Annotated in this window: 21 protein-coding genes; 14 read left to right on the top strand and 7 right to left on the bottom strand. The window is 60.8% G+C overall.

Annotated features, from left to right (window positions below):
- Positions 1-3: 3 nt before the first annotated feature.
- The 3 genes from QIW53_RS05115 to QIW53_RS05105 all read left to right on the top strand — a co-directional run bounded on the left by QIW53_RS05115 (position 4) and on the right by QIW53_RS05105 (position 3,670).
- Complete coding sequence (locus tag QIW53_RS05115) at positions 4-1,164, top strand: ABC transporter ATP-binding protein (RefSeq protein ID WP_371048570.1); 1,161 nt, start codon at positions 4-6, stop codon at positions 1,162-1,164.
- 188 nt (positions 1,165-1,352) lie between these two features.
- Positions 1,353-2,699, top strand: a complete 1,347-nt coding sequence (locus QIW53_RS05110) for a carbohydrate porin (protein WP_371048569.1) — start codon at positions 1,353-1,355, stop codon at positions 2,697-2,699.
- Positions 2,700-2,815: 116 nt separating this feature from the next.
- Complete coding sequence (locus QIW53_RS05105; protein WP_371048568.1) at positions 2,816-3,670, top strand: D-hexose-6-phosphate mutarotase; 855 nt, start codon at positions 2,816-2,818, stop codon at positions 3,668-3,670.
- 118 nt (positions 3,671-3,788) lie between these two features.
- Here QIW53_RS05105 and QIW53_RS05100 read toward each other — a convergent pair whose 3' ends face one another.
- Complete coding sequence (locus tag QIW53_RS05100) at positions 3,789-4,649, bottom strand: MurR/RpiR family transcriptional regulator (RefSeq protein WP_191623047.1); 861 nt, start codon at positions 4,647-4,649, stop codon at positions 3,789-3,791.
- 225 nt (positions 4,650-4,874) lie between these two features.
- On the opposite strand from QIW53_RS05100, the gene zwf reads away from it, so the two are divergent.
- The 3 genes from zwf to QIW53_RS05085 are packed head-to-tail and all read left to right on the top strand — an operon-like array spanning position 4,875 to position 7,727.
- The gene (zwf, locus tag QIW53_RS05095; protein ID WP_371048567.1) at positions 4,875-6,344 is read left to right on the top strand and encodes a glucose-6-phosphate dehydrogenase; all 1,470 of its coding nucleotides are present in this window, start codon (positions 4,875-4,877) and stop codon (positions 6,342-6,344) included.
- A complete protein-coding gene (pgl, locus tag QIW53_RS05090; RefSeq protein WP_371048566.1) occupies positions 6,331-7,044 on the top strand; it encodes a 6-phosphogluconolactonase in 714 nt (237 codons plus the stop codon). The genes zwf and pgl overlap by 14 nt, the downstream gene beginning before the upstream one ends.
- Positions 7,045-7,061: 17 nt before the next feature.
- Positions 7,062-7,727 carry a bifunctional 4-hydroxy-2-oxoglutarate aldolase/2-dehydro-3-deoxy-phosphogluconate aldolase gene (locus QIW53_RS05085; RefSeq protein WP_371048565.1) on the top strand — a complete coding sequence of 222 codons (666 nt, stop codon included), beginning with the start codon at positions 7,062-7,064 and terminating at the stop codon, positions 7,725-7,727.
- A 209-nt stretch (positions 7,728-7,936) separates the two neighbouring features.
- Here QIW53_RS05085 and QIW53_RS05080 read toward each other — a convergent pair whose 3' ends face one another.
- Together QIW53_RS05080 and QIW53_RS05075 are read right to left on the bottom strand one after the other, a co-directional pair.
- Entirely contained in the window at positions 7,937-9,127 is a 1,191-nt protein-coding gene (locus tag QIW53_RS05080) for an aminotransferase class V-fold PLP-dependent enzyme (protein ID WP_371048564.1), read from the bottom strand.
- Between the two features lie 9 nt (positions 9,128-9,136).
- Positions 9,137-9,373: a DUF3820 family protein gene (locus QIW53_RS05075; RefSeq protein WP_003213031.1), complete on the bottom strand. Its 237-nt coding sequence runs from the start codon at positions 9,371-9,373 to the stop codon at positions 9,137-9,139.
- 203 nt (positions 9,374-9,576) lie between these two features.
- Here QIW53_RS05075 and QIW53_RS05070 point away from each other — a divergent pair, with 203 nt between their 5' ends.
- Positions 9,577-10,044 carry a ferritin-like domain-containing protein gene (locus QIW53_RS05070; protein ID WP_371048563.1) on the top strand — a complete coding sequence of 156 codons (468 nt, stop codon included), beginning with the start codon at positions 9,577-9,579 and terminating at the stop codon, positions 10,042-10,044.
- Between the two features lie 125 nt (positions 10,045-10,169).
- On the opposite strand, the gene QIW53_RS05065 is transcribed toward QIW53_RS05070, so the two are convergent.
- Complete coding sequence (locus tag QIW53_RS05065) at positions 10,170-10,640, bottom strand: MaoC family dehydratase (protein ID WP_020295762.1); 471 nt, start codon at positions 10,638-10,640, stop codon at positions 10,170-10,172.
- 43 nt (positions 10,641-10,683) lie between these two features.
- Positions 10,684-11,628 carry an alpha/beta hydrolase gene (locus tag QIW53_RS05060; RefSeq protein WP_371048562.1) on the bottom strand — a complete coding sequence of 315 codons (945 nt, stop codon included), beginning with the start codon at positions 11,626-11,628 and terminating at the stop codon, positions 10,684-10,686.
- A gap of 239 nt (positions 11,629-11,867) precedes the next feature.
- Between QIW53_RS05060 and fadD2 the strand changes: the two genes are divergently transcribed.
- The gene (fadD2, locus tag QIW53_RS05055) at positions 11,868-13,556 is read left to right on the top strand and encodes a long-chain-fatty-acid--CoA ligase FadD2 (protein ID WP_371048561.1); all 1,689 of its coding nucleotides are present in this window, start codon (positions 11,868-11,870) and stop codon (positions 13,554-13,556) included.
- 284 nt (positions 13,557-13,840) lie between these two features.
- Positions 13,841-15,541: a long-chain-fatty-acid--CoA ligase FadD1 gene (gene fadD1, locus QIW53_RS05050; protein WP_371048560.1), complete on the top strand. Its 1,701-nt coding sequence runs from the start codon at positions 13,841-13,843 to the stop codon at positions 15,539-15,541.
- 40 nt (positions 15,542-15,581) lie between these two features.
- Here fadD1 and QIW53_RS05045 read toward each other — a convergent pair whose 3' ends face one another.
- On the bottom strand, positions 15,582-15,959 hold the full coding sequence (locus tag QIW53_RS05045) for a hypothetical protein (RefSeq protein ID WP_192305656.1): 378 nt from the start codon (positions 15,957-15,959) through the stop codon (positions 15,582-15,584).
- Between the two features lie 201 nt (positions 15,960-16,160).
- Between QIW53_RS05045 and QIW53_RS05040 the strand changes: the two genes are divergently transcribed.
- The 3 genes from QIW53_RS05040 (at position 16,161) to def (ending at position 18,008) form a co-directional block, all read left to right on the top strand.
- Positions 16,161-16,352, top strand: a complete 192-nt coding sequence (locus QIW53_RS05040) for a CsbD family protein (RefSeq protein ID WP_201193407.1) — start codon at positions 16,161-16,163, stop codon at positions 16,350-16,352.
- A 163-nt stretch (positions 16,353-16,515) separates the two neighbouring features.
- Complete coding sequence (locus QIW53_RS05035; RefSeq protein WP_201193405.1) at positions 16,516-17,472, top strand: YihY/virulence factor BrkB family protein; 957 nt, start codon at positions 16,516-16,518, stop codon at positions 17,470-17,472.
- Positions 17,469-18,008, top strand: a complete 540-nt coding sequence (gene def, locus QIW53_RS05030; RefSeq protein WP_192305660.1) for a peptide deformylase — start codon at positions 17,469-17,471, stop codon at positions 18,006-18,008. The genes QIW53_RS05035 and def overlap by 4 nt, the downstream gene beginning before the upstream one ends.
- Before the next feature lie 47 nt (positions 18,009-18,055).
- Here the strand turns inward: def and QIW53_RS05025 are convergent, their stop codons facing one another.
- On the bottom strand, positions 18,056-18,478 hold the full coding sequence (locus tag QIW53_RS05025; RefSeq protein WP_371048559.1) for a GNAT family N-acetyltransferase: 423 nt from the start codon (positions 18,476-18,478) through the stop codon (positions 18,056-18,058).
- A 343-nt stretch (positions 18,479-18,821) separates the two neighbouring features.
- On the opposite strand from QIW53_RS05025, the gene QIW53_RS05020 reads away from it, so the two are divergent.
- Positions 18,822-19,763 carry a fatty acid desaturase gene (locus tag QIW53_RS05020; protein ID WP_371048558.1) on the top strand — a complete coding sequence of 314 codons (942 nt, stop codon included), beginning with the start codon at positions 18,822-18,824 and terminating at the stop codon, positions 19,761-19,763.
- Positions 19,764-19,812: 49 nt separating this feature from the next.
- A complete protein-coding gene (locus QIW53_RS05015; protein WP_371048557.1) occupies positions 19,813-20,604 on the top strand; it encodes a phosphate/phosphite/phosphonate ABC transporter substrate-binding protein in 792 nt (263 codons plus the stop codon).
- Positions 20,605-20,802: the final 198 nt, after the last annotated feature.

The raw sequence follows: 20,802 nt of genomic DNA, 5'->3' as shown, positions 1-20,802 counted from the left end.
AACATGGCAACTCTCGAATTACGCAACGTCAACAAGACCTACGGCGCCGGTTTGCCGGACACCCTGAAAAACATCGAGCTGAAGATCGATGACGGGGAATTCCTGATTCTTGTGGGGCCTTCGGGTTGCGGCAAATCCACGCTGATGAACTGCATCGCCGGCCTGGAAACCATCAGCGGCGGGGCGATCCTGGTGGACGGCGCCGACATCAGCGGCATGAGCCCGAAGGACCGGGACATCGCCATGGTGTTCCAGTCCTACGCGCTGTACCCGACCATGAGCGTGCGCGACAACATTGCGTTCGGCCTGAAGATCCGCAAGATGCCGACCGCCGAGATCGACGAGGAAGTCGCCCGTGTCGCCAAGCTGTTGCAGATCGAACACCTGCTGAGCCGCAAGCCCGGCCAGCTCTCCGGTGGCCAGCAACAGCGCGTGGCGATGGGCCGCGCCCTGGCGCGGCGGCCGAAGATCTACCTGTTCGACGAACCGCTGTCCAACCTCGATGCCAAGCTGCGGGTCGAGATGCGCACCGAAATGAAACTGATGCACCAGCGCCTGAAAACCACCACGGTCTACGTGACCCACGACCAGATCGAAGCGATGACCCTGGGCGACAAGGTGGCGGTGATGAAGGACGGCATCATCCAGCAGTTCGGCACGCCGAAGGACATCTACAACAACCCGGCCAACCTGTTCGTGGCGAGCTTCATCGGTTCGCCGCCGATGAACTTCATCCCCCTGCGCCTGCAGCGCAAGGACGGCCGTCTGCTGGCGCTGCTCGACAGCGGCCAGGCACGCTGCGAGTTGCCGCTGGGCATGCAGGACGCCGGCCTCGAAGACCGCGAAGTGATCCTCGGTATCCGCCCGGAGCAGATCGCACTGGCGGCCAGCGACAGCAATGGTTTGCCGACCATTCGCGCCGAGGTGCAAGTCACCGAACCGACCGGCCCCGACACCCTGGTGTTCGTCAACCTGAACGACACCAAGGTCTGCTGCCGCCTGGCCCCCGACGTGGCGCCGGCAGTGGGCGAGACCCTGACCTTGCAGTTCGATCCATCGAAAGTGCTGCTGTTCGATGCAAAGACCGGGGAGCGGCTGGGCGCTGCCGGCCAGCCACAGAGCGAAACCCGAGCGCCCAACGTGACCCAGTTCAAAGGCCGCTGAAGATCACCTGTAGGAGCGAGCATGCTCGCGATGGAAGACCAGGCACCGCGGGGTGTCAGGCTGTCAGCGTCAGCGTCATCGTTAACGTCCATCGTCGGAACGCCGCCCGGAGCATGCTCGCTCCTACACGACCGCACTGCTGTAACCGCGTTAAACAAAGTTAATAACAATAAAACGAGGATGTAGGGATGAAGAAGAACAAGAACGCCCAGTTGATCTGCCAGTTGTCGGCAGTCGCAGCAATGATGCTGGCCGGTAGCGTCCAGGCGGCTGATGCCTTTGCCGCCGACTCCGAATGGATGACCGGTGACTGGGGTGGTGAGCGGACCCGGCTGCTTGAGCAGGGCATCGACATCAAAATGGATTACGTCGGCGAAGTGGGCGGCAACCTGCACGGCGGCTACAACAACGACAAGACGGCGCGTTACTCCGACCAGTTCGGCCTGGGTGCGGCATTGGACCTGCAAAAGCTGCTGGGCTGGGATAACACCCAGGCCAAGATCCAGCTGACTAACCGCAACGGCCAGAACATCTCCAACGACCGCGTGGGTGATCCGCGTGCCGGCACGCTGAGTTCGTCCCAGGAAGTCTACGGTCGTGGGCACATGGTGCGTCTGACCCAGTTGTGGATCAAGCATCAGTTCCTCGACGGCAAACTCGACGTCAAGGCCGGTTACTTCGGTGAAGGCGAAGACTTCAACAGCTTCCCGTGCGAATTCCAGAACCTGGCGTTCTGCGGTTCCCAGGTGGGTAACTGGGCCACCAACATCTGGTACAACTGGCCGGTCAGCCAGGCGGCCATCCGCGTGAAGTACAATTTCTCGCCTGAGTGGTATGCGCAGATCGGCGCGTACAACCAGAATCCGTCGCAACTGGAACACGGCAATGGCTTCAAGCTCAGCGGCAGCGGCACCAAGGGTACCGTGCTGCCGGTGGAACTGGTGTGGCTGCCTAACCCGGGCAACCTGCCGGGCGAGTACCGTGTCGGTTACTACAAGAGCACGGCCAAGGCCGATGATGTCCGTGAAGACGAGAACGGCGCCGATGCGGCCACCAGCGGCAACGCTTACCGCAGCCACAGCAGCAAGTCCGGCTACTGGTTCGTGGCGCAGCAGCAGCTCACCAGCCACAACGGTGATGCCTCGCGCGGCCTGAACATCGCGGCCAACGCCACGTTCCACGACAAGGACACCAACGTCGTCGACAACTACCAGTCGTTGATGTTCGTGTACAAGGGCCCGTTCGATGCGCGTCCGAAGGATGACGTGGGTATCGGTTTCGCCCGCATCCATGTCAACGACGACGTGAAGAAGAACGCCGAGCTGGTCAACGCGGCCAATGGCGTCAGCGATTACCAGGACCCGTTGTTCTCGCCGCTGCGCAACACCGAGTACAACTACGAAATCAACTACGGCTTCCACGTCACCAACTGGCTGACCGTGCGCCCCAACCTGCAATACATCACGCACCCGGGTGGTGTGGATGAAGTCGACAACGCGCTGGTCGCCGGCCTGAAAATTCAGTCGGTGTTCTAACGCTGTTGCGATAAGCTCCTCTCTATGTGCGCATTTTTGCGGACGGCCCAGGCTGTCCGCTTTTTTTTGGGAGGGCGGCGCACCCCGGTGGCAGATGAATTTCAGGACCGTGGCACATGCATGAGCATCCGCTACAACGCTTCTTCAAATCCTTGCGCGAACGTCCGGTGTTTGCCTGGGAGCGCTATCAGAAGCGCGATGTGCTGGTGATCGATCACCCGCTGTGTCAGGCGGTGTTCAGCCGGCAAGGCGCGCAACTGCTGCACTTTCAGCCGAGGGGGCAGAAACCCTGGCTCTGGTGCGCGTCGAGATGGCCACACGTGGGCGCCATTCGTGGTGGCGTGCCGGTGTGCTGGCCATGGTACGGCCGGCATCCGAGCGAAAACGCCTGGCCGTCCCATGGCTGGGCCCGTTTGCTGGACTGGAAACTGCTCGACAGCCGCCATGACGACGACGGCGTTCGCCTGCACTGGCGCCTGGAGTTGTGTGACTGGCAGGTGGACCTGCATGCGCACCTGGGTGAACGCATGGATTTGCGCCTGAGCACCGAGCATCAGGACAGCCTGCCGTGTCAGTTGAGCCAGGCGTTGCACGCCTACTGGCGTATTGGTGATGTCGGTGAGGTAGCGCTGTCTGGGCTCGAAGGCGCGCAGGGTTACGACCAGCTCAACCGCCAGGCTTGCCAGCAGGACGGCGAATTACGGGTGGAAGGCGGCTGTCAGCGGGTGTTCCAGCACGAGGGTGAATTGCAGCTCAAGGACCATGCCTGGCAGCGCCAATTGTGCATCGACACTGGCGAAACCGCCGATACGGTGGTCTGGCATCCGGGCTCGCGGCCGTTGCTGGGGGTGAGCTGGGACGAAGTTTCGGAGTTTGTTTGCGTGGAAGCCGCCAGCGGTGGCACCGATAGCCTTTGCCTCAAGCCTGGAGAGCGGGCGCACTTGAGTTTGCAGGCGCGGGTGGGGGTTTGACTGTGCGGCGTCGCAGTTGGCGCCTTCGCGGGCAAGCCCGCTCCCACAGGGACACCCATTTCAATGTGGGAGCGGGCTTGCTCGCGAAGAGGGCCTGGCAGGCGATGAAGGTTTTGAGTTAGTTGAACTCATCCCCCACCGGATACCGGCTCGCATTCAGGCTTTCCTTGATCTTGCGCAGATGCGGCTGGAAATCCACGCCACGGCGCAGGGTCATGCCGGTGGCCAGGACGTCCAGCACCGTCAGTTGAATGATCCGCGAGGTCATCGGCATGTAGATGTCGGTGTCTTCGGGCAGCGGAATGTTCAGGCTCAGGGTGCTGGCCTTGGCCAGCGGTGAGTTTTCGGCGGTCAGGCCGAGCACTGAAGCGCCGTTTTCCCGGGCGATGCGTGCCACTTCCACCAGTTCGCGGGTGCGGCCGGTGTAGGAAATGATCACGAACAATTCCCCGGTGTGGGCCACCGAGGCGATCATGCGCTGCATCAGCACATCGGCATGGGCGGTGACGGCCAGGTTGAAGCGGAAGAACTTGTGCTGCGCGTCCAGCGCCACGGGAGCCGAGGCGCCAAGGCCGAAGAAGTGGATCTGCCGGGCCTGGATCAACAGGTCGACGGCGCGGCTGATCAGGCTCGGGTCCAGGGCTTGCAGGGCGCTGTCCAGGGAGGCAATGGCACTGCCGAAAATCTTCTTGGTGTAGGCTTCCGGGTTGTCGTCGGCTTCCACCGCGCGGCTGACATAGGCCGCGCCGCTGGCCAGGCTTTGGGCCAGTTGCAGCTTGAGCTCGGGGTAGCCGCTGACGCCGAACGAACGGCAGAAGCGGTTGACCGTCGGTTCGCTGACCGAAGCGGCCTGGGCGAGGGCGGCGATGCTGAACCGGGTGGCCTGCTGTGGGTTGAGCAGGATCACCTCGGCGACTTTGCGCTCGGCCTTGTTCAGCTCTTCAAGGCGATTCTGGATCTGCTCCAGTAAATTTCGCACGCGGTCCATATAAGTATCCTTGACACCTGCGCGGATAAGCGCACGGCTATGCAAAAAGGGCCTTTGATGGGGCCCGTAACGGTGGCCTATCCTACTGATGGCTCCGACCGACCACCACTCGGAATCTGTATTTTGCGGAAATGTTGTGGTTATTACTACATTTTCCCTTGAGTGATGCCTTGAAAAAAGGTATTTGTAGCTTAACTTGATAAAAGAACAAACATCATGCCTTCGATTACGGTTGAACCGTGCACCTTCGCCCTGTTCGGCGCCCTCGGCGACCTGGCCTTGCGCAAGCTGTTTCCTGCCCTGTATCAGCTCGATGGCGCCGGCCTGCTGCACGAGGACACGCGCATCATCGCGCTGGCCCGTGAGCCCGGCAGCGAGCAGGAACACCTGACGTTCATCGCTTCCGAGCTGCGTCGCTATGTCGGTGCAAAGGAGCTGGACGAGGCGGTGGTCGAACGTTTCCTTGCGCGCCTGACCTATCTGCACGTCGACTTCCTCAAGCCTGAAGATTACGTGGCGCTGGCGGAACTGGCCGGCACCACCCAGCGACTGATTGCCTATTTCGCCACGCCGGCCGCCGTCTACGGGGCGATCTGCGAGAACCTGGCCAAGGTCGGTCTCGCGGAAAACACCCGCGTGGTGCTGGAAAAGCCCATCGGCTCGGACCTCGAATCCTCGCGCACGGTCAATGACGCCGTGGCGCAGTTCTTCCCGGAGAACCGCACGTACCGCATCGACCACTATCTGGGCAAGGAGACCGTCCAGAACCTGATCGCCCTGCGTTTCGCCAACAGCCTGTTCGAAACCCAGTGGAACCAGAACTACATTTCCCACGTGGAAATCACCGTGGCCGAGAAGGTCGGGATCGAAGGCCGCTGGGGTTACTTCGACAAGGCCGGCCAGCTGCGGGACATGATCCAGAATCACCTGCTGCAATTGCTCTGCCTGATCGCCATGGACCCGCCGGCCGACCTGTCCGCCGACAGCATCCGTGACGAGAAAGTCAAAGTGCTCAAGGCCCTGGCGCCGATCAGCCCCGAAGGCCTGACCACCCAGGTGGTACGCGGCCAGTACATCGCCGGTTACAGCGAAGGCAAGCCGGTGCCGGGCTACCTCGAAGAACCTAATTCCAACACCCAGAGCGACACCGAAACCTTCGTCGCCCTGCGTGCCGACATTCGTAACTGGCGCTGGGCCGGCGTGCCGTTCTACCTGCGCACCGGCAAGCGCATGCCGCAGAAACTGTCGCAGATCGTCATCCATTTCAAGGAACCGTCGCACTACATCTTCGCCCCGGAGCAGCGCCTGCAAATCAGCAACAAGCTGATTATCCGTCTGCAACCGGACGAAGGCATTTCCTTGCGGGTGATGACCAAGGACCAGGGCCTGGACAAGGGCATGCAACTGCGCAGCGGTCCGCTGCAACTGAATTTTTCCGACACCTGGCGCAGCGCACGGATTCCCGATGCCTACGAGCGGTTGTTGCTGGAAGTGATGCGCGGCAATCAGAACCTGTTTGTTCGCAAAGATGAAATCGAAGCCGCGTGGAAGTGGTGTGACCAGTTGATCGCCGGGTGGAAAAAGTCCGGCGATGCGCCCAAGCCGTACGCGGCCGGGTCCTGGGGGCCAATGAGCTCCATTGCACTGATCACGCGGGACGGGAGGTCGTGGTATGGCGATATCTGATTTGAAACTGCCGCAGGGCGTCAGCGCCCATGCGTTCAAGAGCCCGGTGCTGTTGGCCGAGAGTCTGGCACTGAACGTGGCCAAGCAATTGAGTGCGGCGATCGACACCCAGGGCACCGCGACGCTGGTGGTCTCCGGCGGTCGCAGCCCCGTGGCGTTTTTCCAGCACTTGGCCAAGCAGTCGCTGGACTGGTCGAACGTCGTGGTCAGCCTGGCGGACGAGCGCTGGGTGCCGGTGGAGCACGCCGACAGCAATGCCGGCCTGCTCAAGAAATACCTGTTGCAGGGGCCGGCAGCCAAGGCGCAGTTCCTCAGCCTGTACAGCGCCAGCGCCAATCTGGAACAGGCCGCCGAGCACGCCGACCGTTTGCTTTCCGAATTGCCGGTGATCGACGTGCTGGTGCTGGGCATGGGCGACGACGGGCATACGGCTTCGCTGTTCCCCAACAGCCCGAACCTCGCCGAGGCCTTGAAGGCCGACGGCACGCGTCGATGCTATCCGATGCTGGCGCCGACCGTGCCGCATCAACGTCTGACCATGAGTCGCGCGCTGCTGGCATCGGCCAAACACAAGATTCTGTCGATTTCCGGTCAGTCCAAGCTGACCACCCTGAACACCGCACTGGCCGGTGACGATGTCGCCGCACTGCCGATTCGCGCATTTCTGCAACCTACGTTAGAGATTTACTGGTGCCCATGAGCCAAGGAACAGCCGCTATGAAAAACCCATCCCCGACCGTTTCCATGGCGGATAAAGTTGCCCTGATCGACAGCCTCGCCGCCAAGGCGCGGATCCTGCCGGTGATCACCATCGCTCGTGAACAGGACGTCCTGCCGCTGGCCGATGCCCTGGCCGCCGGTGGCCTGACCGCCCTGGAAGTGACCCTGCGTTCGCAGTTCGGCCTCAAGGCGATCCAGATCCTGCGCGAGCAGCGGCCGGAACTGGTGACCGGTGCCGGTACCGTGCTCGATCGGCAGATGCTGGCGGCTGCCGAAGCGGCGGGTTCGCAATTCATCGTGACCCCGGGCATTACCCGTGACCTGCTGGAAGCCAGCGTCGACAGCCCGATCCCGCTGCTGCCGGGCATCAGCAATGCGTCGGGCATCATGGAAGGTTATGGCCTGGGCTATCGCCGCTTCAAGCTGTTCCCGGCGGAAGTCAGCGGCGGCGTCGCGGCCATCAAGGCCCTCGGCGGTCCGTTCGGCGAAGTGAAATTCTGCCCGACCGGTGGCGTGGGACCTGCCAACATCAAGAGCTACATGGCGCTGAAAAACGTCATGTGCGTGGGCGGTAGCTGGATGCTGGATCCCGAGTGGATCAAGAACGGCGACTGGGCCCGCATTCAGGAGTGCACCGCCGAGGCCCTGGCGCTGCTGGACTGATCGACCTGACACTTCGTTGTGTGTTCTACGGCTTTTGGGTGCGCTTGGTCGGCGCACCTTTTTTTTGCCCGTGTAAAAGCACCGCCCCCCCCTGTAGGAGCGAGCATGCTCGCGATGGAATCATCAACACCGAGGGGTGTCAGGTTGCCAACATCATCGTTGACGACCATCGTCGGAACGCCGCCCGGAGCATGCTCGCTCCTACAGAATCAATATCGTTCCGCCAATTGTGTCAGTGCCGCCACCAACTGCCTCATATGCCCAGCCGTCGTGGTCAGCCCCGGCGTAATCCGAATGCACGGGCCGCACGCCGCGCCGCTGCGCACCACGGTGAACAGGTTGAAGTCATTGAGCAGCCGCTCGACCATTACCTGCTGATCGGCCTGCGCGGTGAAGCGCAACGAGGTGATGCCGCAATACAGTCGGGGATCGTCCGGGGTCAGGACCTCTATGCCCGGCAGCTCGCGCACCGCGCGGACCCACAGGTCGCGCAGGTAGTTGAGTCGGGTGCCCTTGGCGGCGGCTCCGCCCATGGCTCTGTGTTCCTCGAACACCAGCGGCAGGGTCAGCAACGCCGGAATGTTGGGGGTGCTGTAGGGTGTGCGCCCTAGAATGTCGGTGACCGGGAAATGCAGTTCGCCCATGTCCGGGTCGATGTCGGCCAGGCGATGGGGGGCGATGTAGAGGAAGCCCAGGGTCAGCGGCGCGCCGATCCACTTGTGCAGGTTGAACCCGGCAAACTCGATGCCCAGTTCAGCGAGGTCGAACTCGATCTGCCCGAGGGCATGGGCGCCGTCCAGGATCACATCGACGCCATGCTCCCTCGCGGCAGCGGCGATCGCCTGTACCGGCATCACCAGCCCGGTGCGGTGGGTGACGTGGGTCAGCGCCATCAGCTTGAGTCTGGGATGACGCGCAAAGGCGTCGCGATAGGTCTCCAGCAGGCTGTCGAAGCTGGCGGGGTGCGTGTGCTCGATCTCGATCACTTCGACGCCGCGATGGCGTGCCAGCCAACGCATCGCGCCCTTGACCGTGTCGTACTCCAGGTCGCAGATCAGCACTTGGTCGCCCGGTTGCAGGCGATTGTAATTGCGGATCAGCGACTGCAGGGCGTCCGAGGCGTTGCGGGTAAAGGCAACGCTGTCCACCGGCACGTCGATCAGCTCGGCGAGCCGGGCGCGGATCCTCACGCCGTCGGCCTTTTCGAAGCGCTGGCGCACATACACCGAGTTGCTGCGGTTGATCAGTTCGATGTTGCGCTGGTACTCCTCGACCACCGTACGCGACATGCGGCCGAAGTAGCCGTTTTCCAGATTGACCGGACCGGACTCGACGGCGTAGCGATCGGCGAAGGTTTTCCAGAACAGTTCATCACGGGCGCGGCGGGTGTTATCGGGCATAAGGACAACTCAGTGGCGAGGGGCGGGTTTGCCATGTTTGGCACGTAACGGCTCGAGCAACTCCGACAGGCCGTTGTGATCGATTTCCTGCATCAGGGCCAGCAACCCGCCCAATTCGCCATGGGGAAAGCCTTCCCGGGCGAACCAGTTGAGGTAGGGGCCGGGCAGGTCGGCAATGATGCGACCCTTGTATTTGCCAAAGGGCATTTCGCGGGTAATCAGCAGTTCCAGCTTTTCAGGGTTCATCAGTGGCTCGTCTTGATTCGACCACTTGAAAAATACAGGCATTCTGCATGCAGGCCAAATGACAGATCATGCAAAAAAAGCGGATACAGATTTCAGCTTAAAGTCTAAGTTATTGAAAATAAAGGGATAAATTGCAATGTGAAAGCTGGCATGTCGGCTGCAATAGCTATTGCATCTTTCATCAACCCGTGAGGAATTGAAAAATGACCGACATGAATAAAGAAGCCGTCTCTGTACTCAACGACCTGATCGAAACCAGCAAGGACGGTCAGGAAGGGTTCAAGACCTGCGCCGAAGACATCAAGCATCCGGAACTCAAATCGCTGTTCACTCAGCGCTCCGCCGATTGCGCGACAGCGGCGTCGGAACTGCAAGCTGCCGTGCGTTCCCTGGGCGGCGATCCGGAAACCTCCACCAGCGTCAGCGGTGACTTGCACCGTCGTTGGGTCGACGTGAAAGCGATGTTCACCGGCAAGGACGAGGAAGCCGTGCTGAATGAAGCCGAGCGCGGTGAAGACCACGCGCTGAAGGCTTACCGCGAAGCGATCGAGAAGATCAACAAGCACAACCTCGTAGGCATTCGTGACCTGGTTGAACGTCAATACCACGGCGTGCAACGCAATCACGATCAGGTGAAAGCCCTGCGTAACCAGGCTCGCGCTCGTTCGTAAGCGACAACGCTGAACCCTGTAGGAGCGAGCTTGCTCGCGATTGCAGTCTGGCATTCAACTTTGATGTTGATTGACATGACGCTATCGCGAGCAAGCTCGCTCCTACAGGTTTTTGTGCCGTTGCATCAGCCGATACTGATCGCCGGCAACGTCGGCAATGTCACGGTCTGTTGCTTGCGCGGGGCGAGGATTTCCGCTTCGCCGTCCACCACCAGTTCATCGCGCTGATTGAACACGCGGGTGGCGATGCGTACGCGAAACTTTGGCAGCTTCTCGAGAATCTCCAGGCGCACCGTCAAGGTGTCGCCGATCTTCACCGGCTTCTGGAAGCTCATCTGCTGGCCGATGTAGATCGTCCCCGGGCCAGGCAACTCGCAGGCCACGGCCGCGCTGATCAAGGCGCCGCTGAACATGCCGTGGGCGATGCGCTCCTTGAACATGGTGGCGGCAGCGAACTCGGCGTCCAGGTGCACCGGGTTGTGGTCCCCGGACATCGCGGCGAACAATTGAATGTCACGCTCTTCGACCGTCTTGCTGTAGCTGGCGGTCTGCCCGACTTCGAGGGCTTCATAAGGAGTGTTGGTCACCTGGGTCATCGGTTTTGAATTCCTGTAACAAATAAAAAAACACAAAAAACAACTATTCGGATCTGGGCGGGCGGCGGTGGCTGAGGGCGTGGGCAATCCAGCCCAGTACATAGGCCGTCACTTCATCGCGATTGCACTCGTTGAACAGTTCGTGCCGGGCCTGCGGGTAAATCTTCAATTGCAGGTTCTGGCAGCCGGCGGCGCGCAGTGCGTCGGCTAGATCTTTCAGACGCTTGCCTTCGCTCACCGGATCACATTCTCCGCCGATCACCAGCAATGGCAGGCCCGGGTCGATCTGCGCGAGATTGGACGCTTTACTGATCTGCTGCAAGCCGCCGAGCAGGTCGATCCACAATTGGTTGGTGCAGCGAAAGCCGCAAAGCGGGTCGTTGGCGTACTTGTCGACTTCAGCGGGGTCGCGGCTGAGCCAGTCGAAGGGCGTTCGCGCCGGTTTGAATTTCTTGTTGAACGAACCGAACGACAACCATTCGATCAAGGCGCTGCGGCCTTTCGGACCTTGGCGCAGGCGTTCGAGGCGAGCGATCTGGCGCGCCGCGCGATAAAGCGCCACGGGCTGGAAGTTCGAGCCGCTGAGTACCGCGCCGTGCAGGCTGGCGCTGTGGTGCAGCAGATACGCCTGGGCGATGTAGCTGCCCATGCTGTGGCCAAGCAACACGATGGGCACCCCGGGGTGCTGTTGGCCGATGTGCTGGTTGAGGCTGGCCAGGTCGCCAACCACCTTGCACCAGCCATCGTCGTCGGCGAAGTGACCGAGGGTCCCGCCGTCGGCCGTTCTGCCATGCCCTCGCTGGTCCGGCGCATACACGCCGTAGCCCTGAGCACAACATTCCTGCGCCAGACGGGCATAACGAGCGCTGTGTTCTGCCATGCCATGGGCCAGCAGGATCACGGCTTTCAACGGCGCGTCCGGCAACCACTGGTTGACGAACAGGCGGCTGCGGTCACTCGCGGTCAGCCAGAAGGTGTCGTGGATCATGGCGATTCCTTTGCATGGGCACGTTGCATTGTATAGCGCATCCTTCGGCCGCCGTCCGATCAGCCCACACCATGGCACCAAGATTCATACGATCAATGTCGGCTGTTGCCATATTTGCCTGATTGGCCATTGCTGCTAGTGTCCGTGAAGCTCCGCTTTTTTGCTTTCTGCCTGGAGGGGATGGAAAGCAAGGACACAAAAGCGGCCCCGGATAGGTTCAGGTCAAGAGGACAAGAACAATGCAACCTGATTTCTGGAATGACAAACGCCCGGCCGGCGTGCCTTTGGACATCGATCAAGGCGCCTACAAGTCGGTGATCGAGGTGTTCGAGCGTTCCTGCAAGAAATTTGCGGACCGCCCGGCCTTCAGCAACATGGGCGTGACCCTGACCTACGCCGAACTCGAACGCCAGAGCGCGGCGTTCGCCGGTTACCTGCAAGCCCACACCGACCTGGAGCCGGGGGATCGCATTGCGGTGCAGATGCCCAACGTCCTGCAATACCCAATTGCCGTATTCGGTGCGATGCGCGCCGGGCTGATCGTGGTCAACACCAATCCGCTGTACACCGCACGGGAAATGCGTCACCAGTTCAAGGATTCCGGTGCCCGGGCGCTGGTCTACCTCAACATGTTCGGGCAGAAGGTTCAGGAAGTGCTGGCCGACACCGATCTGCAGTACCTGATCGAAGCGAAGATGGGCGACATGATGCCCGCCGCCAAAGGCTGGCTGGTCAACACGCTGGTGCGCAAGGTCAAGAAAATGGTCCCGGACTATCACTTGCCCCAAGCCATCTCCTTCAAGAGCGCCCTGCGCATGGGCCGCGGCCAGGGCATCAAACCGTTGAGCGTCGGGCTCCATGACATCGCGGTGCTGCAATACACCGGCGGCACCACGGGGCTGGCCAAGGGCGCGATGCTGACCCATGGCAACCTGGTGGCCAACATGCAACAGGCGCGCGGCTGCCTCGGGCAATACGGCGACGATGGTCAGCCGCTGCTGCGCGAAGGCCAGGAAGTGATGATTGCACCGCTGCCGCTGTACCACATCTATGCCTTCACGGCGAATTGCATGTGCATGATGGTGACCGGCAACCACAACGTGCTGATCACCAATCCACGGGACATTGGCGGTTTCATAAAAGAACTGAAGAAATGGCGGTTCTCGTGCCTGCTGGGGCTCAACACCCTGTTTGTCGCCTTGATGGACCATCCGGATTTCAAGACCCTGGATTTCTCCAGCCTCAAGCTGACCAACTCTGGCGGCACCGCGCTGGTCAAGGCCACCGCCGAGCGCTGGGAGCAACTGACCGGTTGCCGCATCACCGAAGGTTACGGCCTGACTGAAACCTCGCCGGTGGCGTGCACCAACCCCTACGGCGACAAGTCGCGGATTGGCACCGTCGGCCTGCCGGTGCCGGGCACCACGCTGAAAATCATCAACGATGACGGCGTCGAGCAGCCGCTGGGCGAGCGCGGCGAGCTGTGCATCAAGGGTCCGCAGATCATGAAGGGATATTGGCAGAAGCCCGATGCCACCGCCGAGGTGCTGGACGCCGAGGGCTGGTTCAAGTCCGGCGACATCGGGGTGATCGACCCGGACGGTTTCGTGCGCATCGTCGACCGCAAGAAAGACATGATCATCGTCTCGGGCTTCAACGTGTACCCCAACGAAATCGAAGACGTGGTGATGGCTCACCCGAAAGTCGCCAACTGCGCGGTCATCGGTGTGCCGGACGAGCGCTCCGGCGAGGCGGTCAAGCTGTTCGTGGTGGCGCGGGAGTCGGGGGTCAGCCTCGAAGAGCTGAAGGCGTACTGCAAGGAAAACTTCACGGCGTACAAAGTGCCCAAGCACATCGTATTGCGCGACTCGCTGCCCATGACGCCGGTGGGCAAGATTCTGCGGCGGGAGTTGCGGGATATTGCGTAAGTGTTGATTGCTCGCGATTGCGATTGGCCTGTAGGCCCCGGACTACAGGCCTTTCCGCGACATATAGGTTCTTTGCTCTAAAATGACTGCTTGTTATTCTTGAGTCACTAAAATGACTGTAGGGGCCACGTTTGGCCCTAGTCGACCCTCGGCAAAGCTGCTACTCTCGGCGCGTTTTGTGACCTCTCGGCCTTCCAAAAAGCCAGACTCACCAATAATCCAACACCAATAATAATCGCATCGAATGCGGTATTTGAATTCGCGTTGCTGAGGAGTGGGCTTCCATGATCGAAGACTTCTGGAAGGATAAGTACCCTGCCGGGATTGCTGCGGACATCAATCCGGACGAATACCCGAACATTCAGGCAGTGTTGAAGCAGTCCTGCCAACGCTTCGCCGACAAGCCGGCTTTCAGCAACCTGGGCAAGACAATCACCTACGGTGAACTGTACGAATTGTCCGGGGCCTTTGCCGCTTACCTGCAACAGCATACCGACTTGCAGCCGGGCGATCGAATCGCCGTGCAATTGCCCAACGTCCTGCAATACCCGGTCGCGGTATTCGGCGCCATCCGCGCCGGGCTGATCGTGGTCAACACCAACCCGCTGTACACCGCGCGGGAGATGGAACACCAGTTCAATGATTCCGGTGCCAAGGCCCTGGTGTGCCTGGCCAACATGGCGCACCTGGCCGAAACGGTCGTGCCCAAGACCGGCGTCAAGCACGTCATCGTCACCGAAGTGGCCGACCTGCTGCCGCCGCTCAAGCGCCTGCTGATCAACAGCGTCATCAAGTACGTGAAGAAGATGGTCCCGGCGTATCACTTGCCCAAGGCCATCAAGTTCAATGACGTGCTGAGCAAGGGCCAGGGCCAGCCGGTGGCGGAAGCCAGCCCGGCCAGTGGGGACGTGGCGGTGCTGCAATACACCGGCGGCACCACGGGTGTGGCCAAGGGCGCGATGCTGACACACCGCAACCTGGTGGCGAACATGCTGCAGTGCAAGGCGCTGATGGGCTCCAACCTCAATGAAGGTTGCGAGATCCTGATCACGCCGCTGCCGCTGTACCACATCTATGCCTTCACCTTTCATTGCATGGCGATGATGCTGATCGGCAACCACAACATTCTGATCAGCAATCCGCGTGACCTGCCGGCGATGGTCAAGGAGTTGTCGAAGTGGAAGTTCAGCGGCTTTGTCGGCCTGAACACCCTGTTCGTTGCCCTGTGCAACAACGATGGCTTCCGCAAGCTGGACTTCTCGGCGCTGAAAGTCACCCTGTCCGGCGGCATGGCCCTGCAACTGGCCGCCGCCGAGCGCTGGAAAGCGGTCACCGGCTGTGGCATCTGCGAAGGCTACGGCATGACCGAAACCAGCCCGGTGGCGACGGTGAACCCGATTCAGCACGCCCAGATCGGCACCATTGGCATTCCGGTGCCTTCGACCCTGTGCAAGGTCATCGACGACACCGGTGTGGAATTGCCGTTGGGCGAAATCGGTGAGCTCTGTGTGAAAGGTCCTCAGGTGATGAAGGGCTACTGGCAGCGTCAGGAAGCCACCGATGAGATGCTCGGCAGCGACGGCTGGCTGAAGACCGGCGACATCGCGGTGATCCAGCCGGATGGCTACATCCGCATCGTCGATCGCAAGAAGGACATGATCCTGGTCTCCGGTTTCAACGTGTACCCCAACGAGCTCGAAGACGTGCTGGCGACCCTGCCGGGCGTGCTGCAATGCGCAGCCATCGGCGTGCCGGACGAGAAGTCGGGCGAGGCGATCAAGATCTTCATCGTCGCCAAACCGGGCGTGACCCTGACCAAGGAGCAGGTGATGGAGCACATGCGTGCGAACGTCACCGGCTACAAGGTCCCGCGTTCCGTGGAATTCCGCGACGCGCTGCCGACCACCAACGTCGGCAAGATCCTGCGTCGCGAGTTGCGCGATGAAGAGCTGAAGAAGGTCAACGCGAAGAAAGCGACGGCATAAGCCGGATCAACAAAAAGCCCCGCAGATGCGGGGTTTTTTGTTACTGCCGAAACGGCGCGAAGTTGACGTTGGTCCCGGACGGGCGCATGTCCTGCAGGAATGAATCCTTGTCTGCACTCAATTCCAGGCTCAGCGCTGCCTTGCGCTTGCCTTCGTTGCGCACCACCAGCCCTTCGAGCTTCTCGCGCAGGAACACCGTTGGCACCTTCAGGTGCAGCAGTTCGTCGGTGGCCGGGGTGTGCATCAGCAGGTGAATCCATTCGTACTGACCCACGGCCAGGCGCGACACCGGAATATCGAACCACCAGATGTTGCGGTTGCGGTTCAATTCGGTGAAGTGGCAGTTGTTGACACCCAGCACAGCTCCGCCAAGTTCCTGGTTTCTGCGGGCAATGGCCTGCTTTTTATCGAGTTTCATAACATTCCTACGGGGTTGGATCTTCAGCGCCATGGCCTGAATACGTTGCGCATTCTCGGGGGTTGGCCGGCAAACATAAAGCCCAACCTGCAGCCGGCGATGAAATGTCGTTGGGCAAAATAAATGAAACTCTGCACAAACCCCTCCGGTCAATCCTTGTGTAACGACTCAATGCGTTCAATTGTTCACAGGAGAATCACCATGGGCAGCACTGGCGATAAAGTAAAAGGCATGGCCAACGAAGCCGTCGGCAACGTCAAGCAAGGCGTTGGCAAGGCGACCGACAACGACAAGATGCGCGCCGAGGGCGTGGTGCAGGAAAAGAAAGGCGAAGCACAGCAAGCGGTCGGCAAAGCCAAGGATGCGGTGAAAAAAGGTGTCGACAAGGCGTGATCCAGCCTTTGACGTACGACCGAAACGGCCATCCGCGGATGGCCGTTTTTGCGTCGGCCTTTACTTGAACAAGATCAAAATCGCCAAGTAGGCTAATTTGATGGTAGAAAACGGCCCCTGAGTCGCCACGACTTCAAGCGATTTGCGGCGAAAGGAGACGCTCATGATTTTCCCCGACATGAAAGGCTTGCCCCTCCACCGAGTGATGGTGCGCACGGTCAAGGAGTTCGTCGACGACGAGATGTCGACCTACGCCTCGGCGCTGGCTTATCAAATGCTGTTTTCGCTGTTTCCCTTCATCCTGTTCCTGATCGCCCTGATCGGTTTCCTGCACCTGCCGGACTTTTTCTCGTGGCTGCGCCTGCAATCGGAACTGGTCCTGCCGCCCCAGGCGCTGGAACAGGTGAACCCGGTGATCGACCAGCTCCAGCAATCCAAGGGCGGCTTGCTCTCGGTCGGTATCGTCATTGCGCTGTACACGGCCTCGGCCGGCGTGCGCCTGATGATGAGCGCGATGAACGCCGCCTACGATGTGGTGGAAGGTCGTCCGCTGTGGAAGCGTTTTCCCCTGTCGATCTTCTACACCATCGGTATCGCCGGCATGTTGCTGGTCGCCGCTGCGTTGATGGTGCTCGGGCCGCAGGTGATGGGCTGGATTGCCGCGCAGGTCGGGCTGGAAGACTTCATCGTCACGGTCTGGACCGTTGCCCGCTGGCCGGTGATCGTGGTGCTGATGATGATCGCTATCGCACTGATCTATTACGTCATGCCGGACGTGCGCCAGGAGTTTCGCTTCATCACCCCGGGCTCGGTGCTGGCGGTGGTGGTGTGGATCATCGCGTCCCTGGGGTTCGCGTTCTACGTCAAGACCTTCGCCAACTACAACGCCATGTATGGCAGTATCGGTGCGATCATCGTGCTGTTGCTGTATTTCTATATTTCCTCGGCGGTGTTGTTGCTCGGCGCGGAGATGAACGCGGTGATCGAGCACATGTCCAGCGAAGGCAAGGACCCTGGCGAGAAGGTCCCCGGCGAGCTCGACGAAACCCCCAAACAACACGTTTCGGGACTGGGTCGGGACCACTCGATCAAACCGAACACTGACGAAGCCATCCAATGATCCGTGAAATCCTGAAAATGGGCGACGAGCGCCTGCTGCGCATCGCGCCACCGGTCCCGGCGCAGATGTTCGACAGCCCGGAATTGTGGCAACTGATCGACGACATGTTCCAGACCATGGAAAGCGTTGGCGGGGTCGGCCTGGCCGCACCGCAGATCGGCGTCGACCTGCAACTGGTGATCTTCGGTTTCGAGCACAGCGAACGCTACCCCGATGCCGAGGCCGTGCCGCAGACCATCCTGATCAACCCGCTGATCACCCCGTTGAGCCCGGTGATGGAGGAGGGGTTCGAAGGTTGCCTGTCGGTGCCCGGCCTGCGGGGCGCGGTGGACCGTTACCAGCAGATCCGTTATGAAGGTTTCGACCCCAAGGGCGAACCGATCGTGCGCATCGCCGAAGGCTTTCATGCGCGGGTGGTGCAGCACGAATGCGATCACCTGATCGGCCGGTTGTACCCGTCGCGGATCACCGATTTCAGCAAGTTCGGCTTTACCGAAGTGATGTTTCCCGATCTCGATCCCAACGCTGACGATTGATCCGGGTCCTTGTGGGAGCGAGCCCGCTCGTCCCCACAAGGGGCTCTTCAAGCCGTCCCGAACGGCTCCAACCCCATCGCAATCATCGGCTTGCTGCGCGCATAACGACTGAGGCGTTCGACCATCGCGTAAGGCATTTGCGGGTCGAACCTGAAGCCGCAACGCTCGTAGAAACCGCGCAGGTCCGGATGACAGAACAACCACACCGGTTGTTCGAGGCCTTCGACCGCTGCGCCGATCAGCGCCGCCGCCACCCCTTGGTTGCGGCAGCTCGGGTCGATGAACAAACCGGTCAACCAATGTCCCCCCGACACCGGCCGCAGGCACAGCGCACCGATGATCTGCTCGCGCCGGGCGACCCAGAGGCGAGCCTCGCGGACCGCTTTCATCGACGATTGGTGGGCGCGATAAAACTTGTTCATCAACGGCCATGACGGCTCGTCGAGCTGGGTGTACCGGGTTTCGGGCATGGCGCGGATCTGTCGCTGGGCAAAGCGGGCAATTATAAAAGAACGCGTGGCCGGGGATAGGTGTATACCTGATCGTACATCCCGTATGAGTGGAGTCAGTATCATGGCCAAAGGCATGGATTCAAAAAAAGCGGCAAAGAAGAAACCGGCAAAGACCGCCGATGAAAAGCGTGCGGACAAGAAGGCCAAGAAGGTGGACGTGTTCGGTCACTGACGCCACACGCAGGAAGATCATTCCCGCGCAGGGTGTGGGAATGATCGCCGCCGCTTCGAAAAAAATATTCTGCAAGATTTCCAGGCGCTGTTGCACAGAAGGGGACTGGTCCCTGATCCGAGCAACGCCATGCCCCATTACTTCGATAGTGCCCATCGAGAAGAAATCGAAACCCTGCGCCAACGCCTGACGGCTCGCACCGAGTGGCCGACCTGGTTGCTGCTTGTCGCCGTGTACGTCGGCTGGTTCAGCCTGGTGCTGGGCAGCGCCCGATTGGGCCTTGGGTGGAGCACGCTGGCATTGATCGTGCTGCTGGTGCTCTGGTTATCGGTGCAGCACGAATTACTGCATGGCCATCCGACCCGCTGGACCACGCTGAACAAAATCCTCGGCTATGCGCCGTTCGCCGTCTGGTACCCCTACACCCTGTATCGCGACAGCCACTTGCGGCATCACCGCGACGAAGACCTGACGCTGCCCGGCATCGATCCTGAAAGCCGTTATCTGAGTGCGCGGCAATGGCAGGACCGTTCACTGTTCGGGCAGAGCCTGCACTGGTTGAACAAAACCGTGCTCGGTCGCTTCCTCCTGGGTGCGCCCCTGGCGCTGCTGGGGCTGGCGCGGGAAGAGCTGCAACGGCTGCAGGCCGGTGAGCGCCAGGCCTGGTTGATGTGGCTGAGCCACGGCACGCTGACCTTGTTGATGTTGCTGTTCATCGCCCGCTACAGCGTGTTGCCGGTGTGGCATTACCTGTTGCTGATCAGTGTGCCGGCGCTGTCGATTGCGATGATCCGCTCTTACTACGAGCATCGTCCCCACGCGCAACCCGAGCAGCGTACGGTACTCAACGAAGCAGCCTGGCCATGGCGCTGGCTGTTCCTCAACCTCAATTTCCATCTGGTGCATCACGACCTGCCGGGCCTGCCCTGGTACGACCTGCCCCGGGTCTACCACGCGCGCCGCGAACAATGGCTGGCGCGCAGCGGCGGGTTTCTGGTGCGCGGTTATGGCCAGTTGTGGCGCGAGAATGGGATAAAGGCGATCGACAGCCCACGACATCCATTCCACTGATTCCAGTCAGTACTCCCACCGTTCAATGATGTGCAGGGACGATTTTCCGATGACCCGACAGATTGCCGAATTACTCATGTACGTCGCCCCCGAACCCATCCAACAGGCCAACGAGCGTTGGTTGGCGCGGATTCTCGAGCGCCTCGGCAGCACGCGTCGTGGCGCTGGTGGTTTGTCGCTGCTTGAGCTGTGGCGGGCGCCGGATCTGTTACTGACGCAAACCTGCGGCTACCCGTTGATGACGGCATTGCGCGGTCAGGTGCGGGTGGTCGGCCGACCCCGCTATGAGCTGCCGGAGGCCAGTGGCGGCAATCATTGCAGCCTGTTGTTGAGCCGCGCCGATGATCCTCGCCGGACGCTGCCTGACTTCTTCAACAGTCGCGGCGTGATCAACGGCGAAGACTCCAACAGCGGGATGAACCTGTTGCGCCAGCGTTTGGCGCCGCTGCACAGCGACGGGCAGTTCTTCACTCGTGTCGGCATCAGCGGCAGCCATCGCGAGAGCCTGCGCTGGCTGCGCGACGATCTGGCCGACCTCGCCGCCATCGACAGCGTGACCTTCGCCTACCTGGCGCGGCACGCCGAGCAGGAAGTGAGGGGGTTGCGCGTGGTGGAGCGCAGTGCGTCGAGCCCGACCTTGCCGTACATCACCGCCGTGACGGCCAGTGACGAGCAGGTCACAGCGTTGCGCAGAGTCATGAACGAGACGTTGGGCGAGTTGCCTGAGGTCGCTGCAGTGCTCGGTTTAAGCGAGGTGTTGCCGGCCGGCGAGGAGGATTATCAGGTGCTGCTCGATTATCAGCGAGAGGCGCAGGGCTTGGGGTATGGGCGGGTGCGGTAGGCGGGAGAACCAGTGGCGTCGGCGCCATTGCCATCGCGAGCAGGCTCGCTCCCACAGTACCCTGGATCCCTGTGAGAGCGAGCCTGCTCGCGATGCTGCGCATAAATTCCTCTATCGAATATAAAAATGAATTTTAAGTATTATTAATGAATAAGGCTCCTTGCTAGGATTCGCCTCACCGGGCCACCGGACATTCAG

Source organism: Pseudomonas fluorescens, assembly GCF_041354075.1.
Taxonomy (GTDB): Bacteria; Pseudomonadota; Gammaproteobacteria; order Pseudomonadales; family Pseudomonadaceae; genus Aquipseudomonas; species Aquipseudomonas fluorescens_CE.
Note: the sequence above shows the minus strand (reverse complement) of the source record. Positions and strands in the feature narration are given on the sequence as shown.

What these genes read in the sequence shown, in the direction of transcription:
- QIW53_RS05115 (WP_371048570.1), top strand. Translation starts at nt 4, where the DNA reads ATGGCAACTCTCGAATTACGCAACGTCAACAAGACCTACGGCGCCGGT.
- QIW53_RS05110 (WP_371048569.1), top strand. Translation starts at nt 1,353, where the DNA reads ATGAAGAAGAACAAGAACGCCCAGTTGATCTGCCAGTTGTCGGCAGTC.
- QIW53_RS05105 (WP_371048568.1), top strand. Translation starts at nt 2,816, where the DNA reads ATGCATGAGCATCCGCTACAACGCTTCTTCAAATCCTTGCGCGAACGT.
- zwf (WP_371048567.1), top strand. Translation starts at nt 4,875, where the DNA reads ATGCCTTCGATTACGGTTGAACCGTGCACCTTCGCCCTGTTCGGCGCC.
- pgl (WP_371048566.1), top strand. Translation starts at nt 6,331, where the DNA reads ATGGCGATATCTGATTTGAAACTGCCGCAGGGCGTCAGCGCCCATGCG.
- QIW53_RS05085 (WP_371048565.1), top strand. Translation starts at nt 7,062, where the DNA reads ATGAAAAACCCATCCCCGACCGTTTCCATGGCGGATAAAGTTGCCCTG.
- QIW53_RS05080 (WP_371048564.1), bottom strand. Translation starts at nt 9,127, where the DNA reads ATGCCCGATAACACCCGCCGCGCCCGTGATGAACTGTTCTGGAAAACC.
- QIW53_RS05075 (WP_003213031.1), bottom strand. Translation starts at nt 9,373, where the DNA reads ATGAACCCTGAAAAGCTGGAACTGCTGATTACCCGCGAAATGCCCTTT.
- QIW53_RS05070 (WP_371048563.1), top strand. Translation starts at nt 9,577, where the DNA reads ATGACCGACATGAATAAAGAAGCCGTCTCTGTACTCAACGACCTGATC.
- QIW53_RS05065 (WP_020295762.1), bottom strand. Translation starts at nt 10,640, where the DNA reads ATGACCCAGGTGACCAACACTCCTTATGAAGCCCTCGAAGTCGGGCAG.
- QIW53_RS05060 (WP_371048562.1), bottom strand. Translation starts at nt 11,628, where the DNA reads ATGATCCACGACACCTTCTGGCTGACCGCGAGTGACCGCAGCCGCCTG.
- fadD2 (WP_371048561.1), top strand. Translation starts at nt 11,868, where the DNA reads ATGCAACCTGATTTCTGGAATGACAAACGCCCGGCCGGCGTGCCTTTG.
- fadD1 (WP_371048560.1), top strand. Translation starts at nt 13,841, where the DNA reads ATGATCGAAGACTTCTGGAAGGATAAGTACCCTGCCGGGATTGCTGCG.
- QIW53_RS05045 (WP_192305656.1), bottom strand. Translation starts at nt 15,959, where the DNA reads ATGAAACTCGATAAAAAGCAGGCCATTGCCCGCAGAAACCAGGAACTT.
- QIW53_RS05040 (WP_201193407.1), top strand. Translation starts at nt 16,161, where the DNA reads ATGGGCAGCACTGGCGATAAAGTAAAAGGCATGGCCAACGAAGCCGTC.
- QIW53_RS05035 (WP_201193405.1), top strand. Translation starts at nt 16,516, where the DNA reads ATGATTTTCCCCGACATGAAAGGCTTGCCCCTCCACCGAGTGATGGTG.
- def (WP_192305660.1), top strand. Translation starts at nt 17,469, where the DNA reads ATGATCCGTGAAATCCTGAAAATGGGCGACGAGCGCCTGCTGCGCATC.
- QIW53_RS05025 (WP_371048559.1), bottom strand. Translation starts at nt 18,478, where the DNA reads ATGCCCGAAACCCGGTACACCCAGCTCGACGAGCCGTCATGGCCGTTG.
- QIW53_RS05020 (WP_371048558.1), top strand. Translation starts at nt 18,822, where the DNA reads ATGCCCCATTACTTCGATAGTGCCCATCGAGAAGAAATCGAAACCCTG.
- QIW53_RS05015 (WP_371048557.1), top strand. Translation starts at nt 19,813, where the DNA reads ATGACCCGACAGATTGCCGAATTACTCATGTACGTCGCCCCCGAACCC.